We start from the raw sequence: 14555 nt of genomic DNA, 5'->3' as shown, positions 1-14555 counted from the left end.
CATGACCGACCAGAGCCCCAACGACCTGTTCCACGCCAGCTCCTTCATGCAGGGCCACAACGCGGCCTACCTGGAGCAGCTCTACGCGCAGTACGCCAACGACCCCGCCGCCGTGGACGAGGGCTGGCGCGCCTTCTTCGCGGCGCTGGGGGATGCCCCCGCCGACGCGCAGGCCGAGGCGCAGGGCCCGAGCTGGGCGCGGCGCGACTGGCCCCCCGTGCCGGGCGACGACCTGACCGCGGCGCTGACCGGGGAATGGCCGCAGGCCGCCGCCGAGGCCAAGGGCGCGGGCGAGAAGATCAAGGCCAAGGCCGCCGAGAAGGGCGTGGCCGTGACCGACGCGCAGATCCAGCGCGCGGTGCTCGATTCCATCCGCGCGCTGATGCTGATCCGCGCCTACCGCATCCGCGGCCACCTGGTGGCCGACCTCGACCCGCTGGGGATGCGCGACCAGACCCCGCACCCGGAGCTGGACCCGAAATCCTACGGCTTCACCGAGGCCGACATGGACCGGCCGATCTTCCTCGACAACGTGTTGGGGCTGCAGACCGCGTCGATCCGGCAGATCCTGGAGATCGTGAAGCGCACCTACTGCGGCACCTTCGCGCTGCAGTACATGCACATCTCGGACCCCGAGCAGGCCGCCTGGCTGAAGGAGCGGATCGAGGGCTACGGCAAGGAGATCGCCTTCACCCGCGAGGGGCGCAAGGCGATCCTGAACAAGCTGGTCGAGGCCGAGGGCTTCGAGAAGTTCCTGCATGTGAAATACATGGGCACCAAGCGCTTCGGCCTTGACGGCGGCGAGGCGCTGATCCCGGCGATGGAGCAGATCATCAAGCGCGGCGGCGCGCTGGGTCTGAAGGAGATCGTCATCGGGATGCCGCACCGCGGCCGCCTGTCGGTGCTGGCCAACGTGATGGGCAAGCCCTACCGCGCGATCTTCAACGAGTTCCAGGGCGGCAGCTTCAAGCCCGAGGACGTGGACGGCTCGGGCGACGTGAAGTATCACCTCGGCGCGTCCTCCGACCGGGAATTCGACGGCAACACCGTCCACCTGTCGCTGACCGCCAACCCCAGCCACCTCGAGGCGGTGAACCCCGTCGTCCTCGGCAAGGTCCGCGCCAAGCAGGACCAGCTGGGCGACACCCAGCGCCGGCAGGTCATGGCGGTGCTGCTGCACGGCGACGCGGCCTTTGCCGGCCAGGGCATCGTGGCCGAGGGCTTCCAGCTGTCGGGCATCCGCGGGCACCGGACGGGCGGCACCATGCACATCGTGGTGAACAACCAGATCGGCTTCACCACCGCGCCGCATTTCTCGCGCTCGTCCCCCTACCCCACCGACATCGCCCTGATGGTCGAGGCGCCGATCTTCCACGTGAACGGGGACGACCCCGAGGCGGTGGTGCACGCCGCCAAGGTCGCCACCGAGTTCCGGCAGAAGTTCGGCAAGGACGTCGTGATCGACATCTTCTGCTACCGGCGCTTCGGGCACAACGAGGGCGACGAGCCCATGTTCACCAACCCGGTGATGTACACCAAGATCAAGCGCCAGAAGACCACCCTGCAGCTCTACACCGAGCGGCTGGTCAAGGACGGGCTGATCCCCGAGGGCGAGATCGAGGACGCCAAGGCGGCCTTCCAGGCCAAGCTGAACACCGAGTTCGAGGCCGGCAAGGAATACAAGCCCAACAAGGCCGACTGGCTGGACGGGCGCTGGTCGCACCTCAACCGCGAGGGCGAGGAGTACCAGCGCGGCGAAACCGCCATCAAGCCCGAGACCATGGCCGAGGTGGGCCGCGCGCTGACCACGGCGCCGGACGGGTTCAACCTGCACAAGACGGTGCAGCGCCTGCTGGAGACCAAGGCCGACATGTTCTCCACCGGCAAGGGCTTCGACTGGGCGACCGCCGAGGCGCTGGCCTTCGGCAGCCTCCTGTCCGAGGGCTACCCGGTGCGGCTGGCGGGCCAGGACAGCACCCGCGGCACCTTCTCCCAGCGCCACTCCGGCCTGATCGACCAGGAGACCGAGGACCGCTACTACCCGCTGAACCACGTCCGCGAAGGGCAGGCGAAGTACGAGGTCATCGACTCGATGCTGTCGGAATACGCGGTGCTCGGCTTCGAGTACGGCTATTCGCTGGCCGAGCCCAACGCGCTGGTGATGTGGGAGGCGCAGTTCGGCGACTTCGCCAACGGCGCGCAGATCATGTTCGACCAGTTCATCTCGTCGGGCGAGCGCAAGTGGCTGCGCATGTCGGGCCTCGTCATGCTCCTGCCGCACGGCTTCGAGGGCCAGGGCCCCGAGCATAGCTCCGCCCGGCTGGAACGGTTCCTGCAGATGTGCGCCGAGGACAACTGGATCGTGGCGAACTGCACCACGCCGGCCAACTACTTCCACATCCTGCGCCGGCAGATCCACCGCAGCTTCCGCAAGCCGCTGGTGCTGATGACGCCGAAATCGCTCCTGCGGCACAAGCTGGCGATTTCGGATGCCGAGGATTTCGTCACCGGGTCGAGCTTCCACCGGGTGCTCTGGGACGATGCCGAAAAGGGGCATTCGGACACCAAGCTCAAGCCCGACGCCAAGATCCGCCGCGTCGTGATCTCGTCGGGCAAGGTCTACTACGACCTGCTGGAAGAGCGCGACGCCCGCGGCATCGACGACATCTACCTGTTGCGGCTGGAGCAGTTCTATCCCTTCCCGGCGCTCGCGCTGATGAAGGAGCTGGAGCGCTTCAAGGGCGCCGAGATCGTCTGGTGCCAGGAGGAGCCCAAGAACCAGGGCGCCTGGACCTTCGTCGAGCCGAACCTCGAGTGGGTGCTGACCCGCATCGGCGCCAAGCACACCCGGCCGCGCTATGCCGGCCGCGCCGCCACCGCCTCGCCGGCTACGGGCCTGGCGAGCCAGCACAAGTCCCAACAGAACGCGCTCGTCAACGACGCGCTGACCATCGAAGGGTAAAGACCAATGACCATTGAAGTCCGCGTGCCCACCCTGGGCGAAAGCGTCACCGAAGCGACGGTCGCGACCTGGTTCAAGAAGCCGGGCGACAAGGTGGCCGTCGACGAGATGCTGTGCGAACTGGAAACCGACAAGGTGACGGTCGAGGTGCCCTCGCCCGCCGCCGGCACGCTGGGCGAGATCGTCGCCGGCGAGGGCCAGACGGTGGGGGTCGACGCGCTGCTGGCCACGCTGAGCGAGGGCGCGGGCGCCGCGGCCCCCGCGGCCGCCCCGGCCCCGGCCAAGGCCGAGGCGCCCGCCAAGGGCGGCGCCGCGGTCGACGTGATGGTGCCGACGCTGGGCGAGAGCGTGACCGAGGCGACGGTGGCGACCTGGTTCAAGAAGGTCGGCGACACCGTCGCGCAGGACGAGATGCTGTGCGAGCTGGAGACCGACAAGGTCTCGGTCGAGGTGCCGGCGCCCGCCGCGGGCGTGCTGTCGGAGATCCTCGCCCCCGAGGGCACGACGGTGCAGGCCAGCGGCAAGCTCGCCGTGATCGGCGGCGCCTCGGGCGCGGCCGCGCCCTCGTCGCCGGAACCGGCGGCCGCCGCGGCCCCTGCCCCGGCCGCCAGCACGGGCAAGGATGTGGAACACGCGCCCTCGGCGCAGAAGCTGATGGCCGAGAAGGGCCTCACCCCCGACCAGGTCCAGGGCACCGGCCGCGACGGCCGGATCATGAAGGAAGACGTGATGAAAGCCGTTGTCGCCCCGGCGCCCGCCGCCGCCCCGGCCCCCGCAGCCGCCCCCCGCGCGCCCGTCGCCGCCGAGGACGCCGCCCGCGAGGAACGGGTCAAGATGACCCGCCTGCGCCAGACCATCGCCAAGCGACTGAAGGACGCGCAGAACACCGCCGCGATGCTGACCACCTACAACGAGGTGGACATGACCGGCGTCATGGAACTGCGCAACGAGTACAAGGACCTGTTCGAGAAGAAGCACGGCGTCCGCCTCGGCTTCATGTCCTTCTTCACCAAGGCCTGCTGCCACGCGCTGCGCGAGGTGCCCGAGGTGAACGCCGAGATCGACGGCACCGACATCGTCTACAAGAACTTCGTCCACATGGGGATCGCCGCGGGCACGCCGCAGGGCCTCGTGGTGCCGGTGATCCGGGACGCGGACCAGAAGTCCTTTGCCGAGCTGGAAAAGGAAATCGCCGAGAAGGGCCGCCGCGCCCGCGACGGCAAGCTCAGCATGGCCGAGATGCAGGGCGGCACCTTCACGATCTCGAACGGCGGCGTCTACGGCTCGCTGATGTCCTCGCCGATCCTGAACCCGCCGCAGTCGGGTATCCTCGGCATGCACAAGATCCAGGACCGGCCGATGGTGGTGAACGGGCAGATCGTGATCCGCCCGATGATGTACCTGGCGCTGAGCTACGATCACCGGATCGTGGACGGCAAGGGGGCGGTCACGTTCCTCGTCCGCGTGAAGGAGGCGCTGGAGGACCCGCGGCGGCTGCTGATGGATCTGTGAACGGATGGGCCGGGGCCAAAGCCCCGGCCCGGCCCCTCGCCGTAGGCCGGGCTTCAGCCCGGCCATACCGGAGCGTCGACCATGACCCCCGAACTCACCGTCCTCACCCTCGCCGCCCTCTTGCAGGGCGTGCAGATGGTCCTCTACTCCATCGCGGGCAACCGGCAGGCGGGGCCCAAGGCGGCCATGGGACCGCGCGACCAGAAGGTCGAGCTGACCGGCGTCGCCGGCCGCCTCCAGCGCGCCATGAACAACCATTTCGAGGGGCTGATCCTGTTCGGCATCGCAGCCGTGGTGGTCAGCGTCTCGGGGCAATCCTCGGGCTTCACCGCCGCCTGCGCCTGGGCCTACCTGGGCGCGCGGGTCCTCTACATCCCCGCCTATGCCTTCGGCCTCGCGCCCTGGCGGAGCCTGGTCTGGGCGGTCGGCTGGTTCGCCACCTTCGCCATGCTGATCGCCGCGCTGCTGGGCGGCGGGGTGTGATCACGAGCGGCCCTGCGACCAACCGCGCGCTGAATCGCAGGCCGGAATCGGCGATAAGCCCTCGAAAGCCATTGCGCGGTATGCCATGGCATACGCAACGCGCGCAGTCGTGACGACCCGATAAAGGAGGTCCCATGTCCAGCTATGACGTCATCATCATCGGCGCCGGTCCCGGCGGCTATGTCTGCGCGATCCGCTGCGCGCAGCTGGGCCTCAAGACCGCCGTGGTGGAAGGGCGCGAGACGCTCGGGGGCACCTGCCTGAACATCGGCTGCATCCCGTCCAAGGCGCTGCTGCACGCCAGCCACCAGCTGCACGAGGCCGAGCACAACTTTGCCAAGATGGGCCTCAAGGGCAAGACGCCCTCGGTCGACTGGCCGCAGATGCTGGCCTACAAGGACGACGTCATCGGCCAGAACACCAAGGGCATCGAGTTCCTGTTCAAGAAGAACAAGATCGACTGGCTCAAGGGGTGGGGTTCCATCCCCGCGGCCGGCAAGGTCAAGGTGGGCGACGACGTGCACGAGGCCAAGGCGATCGTGATCGCCACCGGCTCCACCCCCTCGGCCCTGCCCGGCATCGACATCGACGAGAAGGTCGTCGTGACCTCCGAGGGCGCGCTGAGCCTGCCCAAGATCCCCAAGAAGATGGTGGTGATCGGCGCGGGCGTCATCGGGCTGGAACTGGGGTCCGTCTACGCCCGCCTCGGGGCCGAGGTGCAGGTGATCGAGTACCTCGACCACATCACTCCCGGCATGGACGCCGAGGTCTCCAAGACCTTCCAGCGCCTGCTGGCCAAGCAGGGCCTGTCCTTCACCCTCGGCGCAGCCGTGAAGTCGGTCGAGACCGCCAAGGGCAAGGCCAAGGTCGCCTACACGCTGCGCAAGGACGACAGCGCCCACGAGGTCGACGCCGACGTCGTGCTGGTGGCGACCGGCCGCAAGCCCTACACCGACGGGCTCGGCCTCGCCGATCTCGGCGTCGAGATGACCGACCGCGGTCAGGTCAAGACCGACGCGCACTGGGCCACCAACGTCAAGGGCATCTACGCCATCGGCGACGCCATCACGGGCCCGATGCTGGCCCACAAGGCCGAGGACGAGGGCATGGCGGTGGCCGAGGTCATCGCGGGCAAGCACGGCCACGTGAACTACGGCGTGATCCCGGGCGTGATCTACACCCACCCCGAGGTCGCCACGGTCGGCGCGACCGAAGAGCAACTGAAGAAGGACGGCCGCGCCTACAAGGTCGGCAAGTTCTCGTTCATGGGCAACGGGCGGGCCAAGGCGAACTTCGCCGGCGACGGCTTCGTCAAGATCCTCGCCGACAAGGAAACCGACCGCATCCTCGGCGCCCACATCATCGGGCCGATGGCGGGCGACCTGATCCACGAGGTCTGCGTCGCGATGGAATTCGGCGCCTCGGCGCAGGACCTGGCGCTGACCTGCCACGCCCACCCGACCTATTCCGAGGCGGTGCGCGAGGCGGCGCTGGCCTGCGGCGATGGCCCGATCCACGCCTGACCGCGCCCGCGTCACCACGGCGTGGCAGGCCAGCTACGACCCCGCGCTCAACGTGGCGCGGGGCGAGCAACTGACGATCCACCACGACGACCCCGACAACCCCGGCTGGCGCTGGACGACCAACGCGGGCGGCCTCGGCGGCTGGCTGCCCGAGGGGCTTGTGGTCGACGGCCACGCGACGGAGGCCTTCGACAGCACGGAGCTGACGGTCGCCGCGGGCGAGACGGTCACGCGCCTTGAGCACCGCAACGGCTGGTCGCTGTGCGAGACAGAGGCCGGCGCACGGGGATGGCTCCCCGACAGCCACCTGGCCCCGACCTGACCTCATCCTTGCTTCGGAAATACTTCGCGGGGGTCGCCATTGGCGCGCCATTGGTCCGAGCGGCGATGGCGACGGGCGCGAAGCCCCCGGCGCTCGCCACCCGCGCCTACCCCGCCAGCAGCCGCAACCCCTGCGTCACGTCCGCCCGCACGGCCAGCCGCAGGCCCGGCTCGTCCCCCGCCTTCAGCGCCGCCACGATCAGCCGGTGGTGCTGCGGCAGCTCGGTCCGGTTCAGCCGCCCGTAGAGCGCCCGCATGGTCGGCCCGAGCTGCAGCCACACGGTCTCCGTCAACGCCAGCATCGCGGGGGCCTGCGCGCGCAGGTAGAGGGTGCGGTGGAACTCGAGGTTGCGCTTGATGTAGGCCACCGCGTCGCGGCGCGCGATGGCCTGCCCGATGGTGGCGTTGATCGCCTCGATCCGCTCGATCAGCGCGGGGTGGGCACGGGGCAGCGCGCGGGCGGCCAGCTCGGGCTCCAGCAGCGCGCGGATCGCCGCCAGCTCCTCGATCCGCTCGTTCGACAGCTCGGGCGTGGACACCCGGCCCGAGGCCGACAGGAACAGCGCCCCCTCGCTCACCAGCCGGCGCACCGCCTCGCGCGCGGGCGTCATCGACACGCCGAACTCGGCGCCGAGGCCGCGCAGGGTCATCGCCTCGCCGGGGCCGACCTCGCCGTGCATGATCCGGGTGCGCAGCGCGCGGTAGACCCGGTCATGGGCGACGGCGGCGCCGGTTTCGGTCGGGCGGGGGTTCATCAGCATGTCTCGTCCTCCTCGGCGAGGTCGAATCGCCAGGCCAGCAGCCCCGCGCCGTGCGCCCTGAGCCAGTCGCGGTGCTCGCGGTAGTCGGGGCGGAGCGCCCGGCACACCTGCCAGAAGGCCGCCGAGTGGTTCATCTCGACCAGATGCGCCACCTCGTGCGCGGCGACGTAATCCAGCACCGCCGGCGGCGCCATGATCAGCCGCCACGAGAACATCAGGTCGCCCCGCGACGAACAGCTGCCCCAGCGGCTGCGCGGGTCGCGGAGGGTCAGCCGGCCGGGCGTGCGCCCGATCGCGGCGGCGTGGGCGGCCACGGCGCGGGCGAGCCGCTCGCGCGCCAGCGCCGTCAGCAGCGCCTTGACCCGCGGGCCCGCGCGGGGGCCCTCGGGCACCTCGATCCGGCCCGCGGCAAAGCGCGTGCTGCGCCCCGCGGCGGCCACGATGTCGCGCGGCACGCCGCAGACGGGCACCTGCGCCCCGATCTGCGCCTGTTGCGGGACCGGGGCCTGCACCAGCTGCCGGCGCAGCCAGCCCTCGCGGTCGCGCAGGAAGGCCAGCGCCTCGGACTCGGGTGCCCAGACCGGCAGCGACAGGCTGACCCGGCCATCGGTGCGCGAGACGCGCAGGCTGTAGCGGGTGGCGCGGGCAGAGCGCCGGAGCGACACCTCGACCGGCGGATCGCCGGGCAGGACGTGGGTTGACGCGCGCGGGTTAGACACCAGATGAGTGGCCCTGATCAAGCGGTCCGCCGCCGGCCCCGAGACGGGGTTTGACAGCGCCCTGCCACTATGGCAGAGGACCGCATCCTGCGATACCGAAGACTTCTTTCAAGGGGGTGTCATGCCCAAAGAGGAATGGGGCGTCAAACGCGTCTGTCCCACCACCGGCAAACGGTTCTACGATCTGGGCCGCACGCCGATCATCAGCCCCTACACGGGTGAGGTTGTCGAACTCGACACCGGCAAGCCCGGTCGCAGCCTCGTGGCCGACAAGGCGGACAAGAAGGCCGCCAAGGCGGCCGCGCTCGAGGACGATCTGGTCCTCGACGACGATCTGGATCTGGAAGAGGACGGCGACGTCGACATCGACGACGACGACGTTCTCGACGATGACGACGATGGCGACACGGTCGCCCTCGACGATCTGGCGGACGTCGGCGGCGACGACGACGAGTGACCGCGGGGCGGGGGAACGGGCTGGCGGGACACGCGATTTTCCCCTTGCACGTCCCCCGGCCCTCGCTTAAACCGCCGAGCACCCAAGGGGGCGTCACCGCCCCCGGCACGGGGCCTTAGCTCAGCTGGGAGAGCGCTTGCATGGCATGCAAGAGGTCAGGGGTTCGATCCCCCTAGGCTCCACCAATCCCCCCTTCCCACAGCATCCTACGCGCAACGCCTTGCCTGATCGCGCCGCTGCGATATCACGGCAGTCATCACGTGCGGCAGGAGGCGCGATGCAAGGGTGGCTCGAACGACATGCGCCGGTGATCCAGGCGGGCAGCGCCGTCGCCATGGCCGCGGCCGCCCTCGCCGCGGCGGTGTTCGTGCCGATGCAGATCGCGGCGAACGAACGCACCGCCCGCGAGCAGGCCGCGCGCGAGATCTACCGGGAATTCCTGAACATCTCGATCCAGCGGGCCGAGTTCGCCCGCAGCGATGTCTGCCTGCCCGACGACCCGGTGCAGCGCGCCGCCTACGAGAGCTATGTCGACTACCTGCTCTACACCGCCGAGCAGGTTCTCGACCTGAGCGCCGAGGATTGGGAGCCGACCATCGCCGCCCGGCTGGCGCCCCACCAGGCCTATCTCTGCAGCTTCGCGGCCAGCGACCTCGACACCATGACCGCCCCCGTGGCGGGGCTGGTGGCCGAGCTGCGGGCCGACTGTCCCGTCGCCGAACGCCCCTGTTCCTGAGCCCCGCGCGGGCAGCCATGACAAAAGCCCCGGCCGAGGCCGGGGCTTTTCGTTTTGCACAGTGCCGGACGGTCAGCCGATGATCGCGTTCAGCGTCGCCGAGGGGCGCATGATCGCGGCCGTCTTGACCGGGTCGGGGTGGTAGTAGCCGCCCTGGTCCACGGCCTGCCCGCGGTCGGCGCGCAGCTCGGCGATGATCGTCGCCTCCTTCTCGGCCAGCGCCGCGGCGACGGGGGCGAAGTGGGCGGCGAGGTCGGCGTCGTCGGTCTGGGCGGCCAGCGCCTCGGCCCAGTAGCGGGCGAACCAGTAGTGGCTGTCGCGGTTGTCGGCCTCGCCCGGCTTGCGCTGGGGCGAGTTGTCGTTGTCGAGGTAGCCCTGCGTCGCCACGTCCACCGCGTTGCCCAGCACGCGGGCCTTGGCGTTGCCGGTCACGTCGGCGAGGAACTTGAAGCTCTCGCCCAGCGCGCAGAATTCACCCAGGCTGTCCCAGCGCAGGTGGTTCTCGGCGTGCATCTGCTGCACGTGCTTGGGGGCCGAGCCGCCGGCACCCGTCTCGAACAGGCCGCCGCCCTGCATCAGCTTGACGATCGACAGCATCTTGGCCGAGGTCGCCAGCTCCAGGATCGGGAACAGGTCCGTCAGGTAGTCGCGCAGCACGTTGCCGGTGATGGCGATGCAGGTCTTGCCCCCGGTGATGGTCTCAAGGCTGGCGCGGGTCGCCTCGCGCGGGGCCATGATCTCGAACTTGTCGGCGACGCCCTTGGCGGCGAGGATCGGCTTGACCATGGCGATCAGCTGGGCGTCGTGGGCGCGGGTCTCGTCCAGCCAGAAGATCGCCCGGCAGCCCTCGGCGCGCTGGCGGTCGATGGCCAGCGTCACCCAGTCCTCGATCGGCGCCTTGCGGGTCGAGGCCGAGCGCCAGATGTCGCCCTTCCGCACCGCGTGCTCATGCAGCACCGTGCCGTCCTCCAGCACCATGCGGACCACGCCGTCGGCGGGGATCTCGAAGGTGGTGGGGTGGCTGCCGTATTCCTCGGCCTTCTGCGCCATCAGGCCGATGTTCTGCACCGTGCCGGCGGTGGCCGGGTTCAGCTTGCCGTGTTCCCGGAAGAAGCGGATCGTCTCGTCGTAGACCGGCGCGTAGGAGTTGTCGGGGATCACGCAGACGGCGTCGTGTTCCTTGCCGTCGGGGCCCCAGCCCTTGCCGCCAGCGCGGATCAGCGCGGGCATGGAGGCGTCGACGATCACGTCGGACGGCACGTGCAGGTTGGTGATGCCGCGGTCCGAATCGACCATGTAGAGCGGCGGGCGCTCGGCCATGCAGGCCTCGATCGCCGACATGATCTCGGCATTGCCCTTCACCCGGTCGAGCAGGTCACCGAGGCCCGAGTTCGGATTGACGCCCAGCGCGTCCATCTCGTCGCCGAATTCCTCGAACACGGGCGCGAGGTAGGCGCGCACGGCGTGGCCGAAGATGATCGGGTCGGACACCTTCATCATCGTGGCCTTGAGGTGCAGCGAGAACAGGACGCCCTCGGCCTTGGTCTTGTCGATCTCGGCGGCGAGGAACTCGTCCAGCGCGGCGGCGTTCATGTAGGTCGCGTCGACCACGGTGCCGGCGGGGTAGCTGACGCCGGATTTCAGGACATGCTCGGTGCCGTCCGGGGTGGTCAGCACGATCTTGGCGGTCGCCGCGGCGGGCAGGGTCGCCGAGACCTCGTTCGAGCGGAAGTCACCGCCCGCCATCGAGGCGACGCGGGTCTTGCTGTCGGCCGACCAGTCGCCCATGCGGTGCGGGTTCGACTGGGCGAAGGCCTTGACCGCCTTGGCGGCGCGGCGGTCCGAGTTGCCTTCGCGCAGGACCGGGTTCACCGCCGAGCCCTTGATCGCGTCGTATTTCGCGCGGGCGGCCTTCTCGGCGTCGGTCGACGGGCTTTCCGGGTAGTCGGGGATGGCGTAGCCCTGCCCCTGCAGTTCCTTGATCGCGGCGACCAGCTGCGGCACCGAGGCCGAGATGTTCGGCAGCTTGATGACGTTGGCGCCGGGCGTCTTGACCAGTTCGCCGAGGATGGCGAGGTCGTCCGGGATGCGCTGCTCGGGCGTCAGATGCTCGGGAAAGGCGGCAAGGATGCGCCCCGCGAGCGAGATGTCCTTGGTGCCCACGCTGACGCCGGCGGCGGCGGCGAAGCTCTGGATGATGGGCAGCAGAGAGGCCGAGGCAAGCTCGGGCGCCTCGTCCACCTTGGTGTAGATGATGTCGGGCGTGGTCTGGTCGGTCATGGCGATCCCCATGGTCTCGGAAGTTTGGTATGCGATAGTACACAAACGTCCGGACGTCTACGGGCGCCGGGGTCGCCGGGGCGAGACCAGATGCCGCGCTAGGGCGCCCTCAGCAGTCGAGCGTGGTCTGCCGTTCCCACTCGGTCAGGTGGCGGGTGTAGTCCATCCACTCGGCGCGCTTGTACTTGGCGAAGGCGGCCGAGGCCTCGGCGCCCAGGGCATTGCGCAGGCCTTCGTCGGCCTCGAAGGCCCGGACGGCATCGAGCAGGTTCAGCGGCAGCTTGGGCGCATCCACCGTGTGGCCGTCGACGTACATGTCGATGTCCAGCCGCTGGCCCGGGTCGGCCTTGGTGGCGATCCCGTCGAGCCCCGCGGCGAGGATCGCGGCGGGCATCAGGTAGGGGTTGGCGGCGCCGTCGGCCAGCCGCACCTCGATCCGGCGATGGTCGGGGATGCGCACCATGTGGGTGCGGTTGTTGCCGCCGTAGCTGATCGTGTTGGGCGACCAGGTGGAACCCGAGACCGTCACCGGCGCGTTCAGGCGCTTGTAGGAATTCACAGTGGGGTTCAGCACGGCGGCGAGCGCCGGGGCGTGGCCGATGAGCCCGCCGAGGAAGGCATAGGCGGTGTCCGACAGGCCCAGCTCGCCGTCGCCCGGGAACAGGTTGGTGCCCGCCGCGTTCCACAGCGACACATGCGCGTGGCAGCCGTTGCCGGTCAGGTTGGCGAAGGGCTTGGGCATGAAGGTGGCGCGCAGCCCGTGCTTTTCCGCCACCGACCGCGCCATGAACTTGAAGAAGGCGTGGCGGTCGGCGGTCAGCAGCGCGTCGCCGAAGGCCCAGTTCATCTCGAACTGGCCGTTCGCGTCCTCGTGGTCGTTCTGGTAGGCGCCCCAGCCGAGGTCGACCATGTAGGACGCGATCTCGGCGATCACGTCGTAGCGCCGCATCAGGGCGTCCTGGTCGTAGCAGGGCTTGATCTGGGTGTCGGCCGCGTCCGAGATCGCGCGGCCGTCGGGCGTGGTCAGGAAGAATTCGCACTCCACCCCGTGCTTCATGTGGATGTCCTGCGCGGCGGCGCGCGCGATCACCGATTTCAGCACCACGCGCGGCGCCTTGGCGAAGGGCGCGCCGTGGAAATGCACGTCGGCGGCAAGCCAGCCCACCTCGGGCTTCCACGGCAGCTGGATCAGGCTGTCGGGGTCGGGGATGGCCAGGATGTCGGCGTCGGCGGGCGACATGTCGAGCCAGGTGGCAAAGCCCGCGAAGCCCGCGCCGTCGACTGCCATGTCGGCGATGGCCTGCGCCGGCGCCAGCTTGGCGCGCTGCACGCCGAGGAGGTCGGTGAAGGAAATGAGGAAGAACCGGATGCCCTTCTCTTTCGCGATTGCCGCCAGGTCGGTCATGTCGGTCCCCCGTTCTGTCCTTGTGTCTTGGGCCGGTCAGTCCGGCCGGCCCGGTATCCAGCTCGTGCCGGCCAGCGGCACGCCCGCCATCGCCGCCGCCTCGACCGTCAGCGCCACGAGGTCCTCGGGCTCGAGGTTGAGGACGTGGCTTTTCCCGCAGGCGCGCGCGATGGTCTGCAGCTCCAGCGTCATGACGTTGAGGTAGTTGGCGAGCCTGCGCCCCGCCGCGACCGGGTCGAGCCGGGCGGCAAGCGCGGGGTTCTGCGTGGTGATGCCGGCGGGGTCGTTGCCCTCGTGCCAGTCGTCGTAGGCGCCCGCCGTGGTGCCGAGCGCGCGGTATTCGTCCTCCCACACCGGGTCATTGTCGCCCAGCGCCACCAACGCGGCGGTGCCGATCGACACCGCGTCGGCGCCCAGCGCCAGCGCCTTGGCGACATCGGCGCCGTTGCGGATGCCGCCCGACACGATCAGCTGCACCGTGCGGTGCATACCCAGATCCTTCAGCGCCTGCACGGCCGGCCGGATCGCGGCCAGCGTCGGGATGCCGACATGCTCGATGAACACGTTCTGCGTCGCCGCCGTGCCGCCCTGCATCCCGTCCAGCACCACGGCGTCGGCGCCCGCCTTCACGGCCAGCGCCACGTCGTAATAGGGCCGTGACGCGCCGACCTTGATGTAGATCGGCACGCGCCAGCCGGTGATCTCGCGCAGTTCCTGGATCTTGATTTCCAGGTCGTCCGGCCCGGTCCAGTCGGGGTGGCGGCAGGCGCTGCGCTGGTCGATCCCCTCGGGCAGGGTGCGCATCTTGGCCACGCGCTCGCTGATCTTCTGGCCAAGGAGCATCCCGCCCCCGCCGGGCTTGGCGCCCTGCCCCACCACCACCTCGATCGCGTCGGCCTTGCGCAGGTCGTCGGGGTTCATCCCGTAGCGCGACGGCAGGAGCTGGTAGACGAGCAGGTTGGAATGCTCCCGCTCCTCCGGCGTCATGCCGCCGTCCCCCGTGGTGGTGCTGGTCCCCGCCGCGTTGGCCCCCCGGCCCAGCGCCTCCTTGGCCTGCGCGGACAAGGAGCCGAAGGACATGCCGGCGATGGTGATGGGGGTCTTCAGAATGATCGGGTTCTTCGCGTGGCGCGCGCCGATCACCACCTCGGTCCCGCATTTCTCGCGGTAGCCCTCCAGCGGGTAGCGCGACATGGACGCGCCGAGGAACAGGAGGTCGTCGAAATGCGGCAGGTGCCGCTTCGCGCCGCCGCCGCGGATGTCGTAGATGCCGGTCGCCGCCGCGCGGCGGATCTCGGACAGGGTGACGTCGTCGAAGGTGGCCGATTTCACCGGCACGGTGCGCGGCGGGGCCTTCGGCGGCGGGTTAGACTGGTCGGTCATCGTGTTGGTCCCC

At 69.8% G+C, this 14555-nt stretch carries 12 protein-coding genes and 1 tRNA gene; 8 read left to right on the top strand and 5 right to left on the bottom strand.

The window, feature by feature from the left end:
* Window position 1 precedes the first annotated feature (1 nt).
* From HCU73_RS05685 to HCU73_RS05665, 5 genes are all read left to right on the top strand, one after another.
* Window positions 2-2962 (top strand): 2-oxoglutarate dehydrogenase E1 component, encoded by a 2961-nt coding sequence (locus tag HCU73_RS05685; RefSeq protein WP_168622467.1) that lies wholly within the window; start codon window positions 2-4, stop codon window positions 2960-2962.
* Window positions 2963-2968: 6 nt separating this feature from the next.
* Window positions 2969-4474: a 2-oxoglutarate dehydrogenase complex dihydrolipoyllysine-residue succinyltransferase gene (odhB, locus tag HCU73_RS05680; protein WP_168622466.1), complete on the top strand. Its 1506-nt coding sequence runs from the start codon at window positions 2969-2971 to the stop codon at window positions 4472-4474.
* 81 nt (window positions 4475-4555) lie between these two features.
* On the top strand, window positions 4556-4957 hold the full coding sequence (locus tag HCU73_RS05675) for an MAPEG family protein (RefSeq protein ID WP_168622465.1): 402 nt from the start codon (window positions 4556-4558) through the stop codon (window positions 4955-4957).
* Between the two features lie 134 nt (window positions 4958-5091).
* Window positions 5092-6480 carry a dihydrolipoyl dehydrogenase gene (lpdA, locus tag HCU73_RS05670; RefSeq protein ID WP_168622464.1) on the top strand — a complete coding sequence of 463 codons (1389 nt, stop codon included), beginning with the start codon at window positions 5092-5094 and terminating at the stop codon, window positions 6478-6480.
* Window positions 6461-6802 carry an SH3 domain-containing protein gene (locus HCU73_RS05665; RefSeq protein WP_168622463.1) on the top strand — a complete coding sequence of 114 codons (342 nt, stop codon included), beginning with the start codon at window positions 6461-6463 and terminating at the stop codon, window positions 6800-6802. Before lpdA ends, HCU73_RS05665 begins: the two co-directional genes overlap by 20 nt.
* A 106-nt stretch (window positions 6803-6908) precedes the next feature.
* Here HCU73_RS05665 and HCU73_RS05660 read toward each other — a convergent pair whose 3' ends face one another.
* Window positions 6909-7562, bottom strand: a complete 654-nt coding sequence (locus HCU73_RS05660) for a GntR family transcriptional regulator (protein WP_168622462.1) — start codon at window positions 7560-7562, stop codon at window positions 6909-6911.
* Complete coding sequence (locus HCU73_RS05655) at window positions 7556-8281, bottom strand: M48 family metallopeptidase (RefSeq protein ID WP_420853573.1); 726 nt, start codon at window positions 8279-8281, stop codon at window positions 7556-7558. Before HCU73_RS05655 ends, HCU73_RS05660 begins: the two co-directional genes overlap by 7 nt.
* 121 nt (window positions 8282-8402) lie before the next feature.
* Here HCU73_RS05655 and HCU73_RS05650 point away from each other — a divergent pair, with 121 nt between their 5' ends.
* The 3 genes from HCU73_RS05650 to HCU73_RS05640 all read left to right on the top strand — a co-directional run bounded on the left by HCU73_RS05650 (window position 8403) and on the right by HCU73_RS05640 (window position 9474).
* The gene (locus HCU73_RS05650) at window positions 8403-8738 is read left to right on the top strand and encodes a TIGR02300 family protein (RefSeq protein ID WP_168623226.1); all 336 of its coding nucleotides are present in this window, start codon (window positions 8403-8405) and stop codon (window positions 8736-8738) included.
* 109 nt (window positions 8739-8847) lie between these two features.
* Window positions 8848-8923: transfer RNA gene (locus tag HCU73_RS05645), tRNA-Ala, on the top strand.
* A gap of 92 nt (window positions 8924-9015) precedes the next feature.
* Window positions 9016-9474: a hypothetical protein gene (locus HCU73_RS05640; protein WP_168622461.1), complete on the top strand. Its 459-nt coding sequence runs from the start codon at window positions 9016-9018 to the stop codon at window positions 9472-9474.
* Window positions 9475-9546: 72 nt separating this feature from the next.
* On the opposite strand, the gene HCU73_RS05635 is transcribed toward HCU73_RS05640, so the two are convergent.
* The 3 genes from HCU73_RS05635 to HCU73_RS05625 form a co-directional block, all read right to left on the bottom strand.
* Window positions 9547-11754 carry an NADP-dependent isocitrate dehydrogenase gene (locus HCU73_RS05635; RefSeq protein ID WP_168622460.1) on the bottom strand — a complete coding sequence of 736 codons (2208 nt, stop codon included), beginning with the start codon at window positions 11752-11754 and terminating at the stop codon, window positions 9547-9549.
* 109 nt (window positions 11755-11863) lie between these two features.
* Window positions 11864-13159: a type III glutamate--ammonia ligase gene (glnT, locus tag HCU73_RS05630; protein WP_168622459.1), complete on the bottom strand. Its 1296-nt coding sequence runs from the start codon at window positions 13157-13159 to the stop codon at window positions 11864-11866.
* Window positions 13160-13195: 36 nt separating this feature from the next.
* Complete coding sequence (locus HCU73_RS05625; RefSeq protein WP_168622458.1) at window positions 13196-14542, bottom strand: FMN-binding glutamate synthase family protein; 1347 nt, start codon at window positions 14540-14542, stop codon at window positions 13196-13198.
* Window positions 14543-14555 lie beyond the last annotated feature (13 nt).

It is taken from the genome of Roseicyclus persicicus, assembly GCF_012395815.1.
Taxonomy (GTDB): Bacteria; Pseudomonadota; Alphaproteobacteria; order Rhodobacterales; family Rhodobacteraceae; genus Roseicyclus; species Roseicyclus persicicus.
This window is presented reverse-complemented; position numbering and strand designations above follow the sequence as displayed.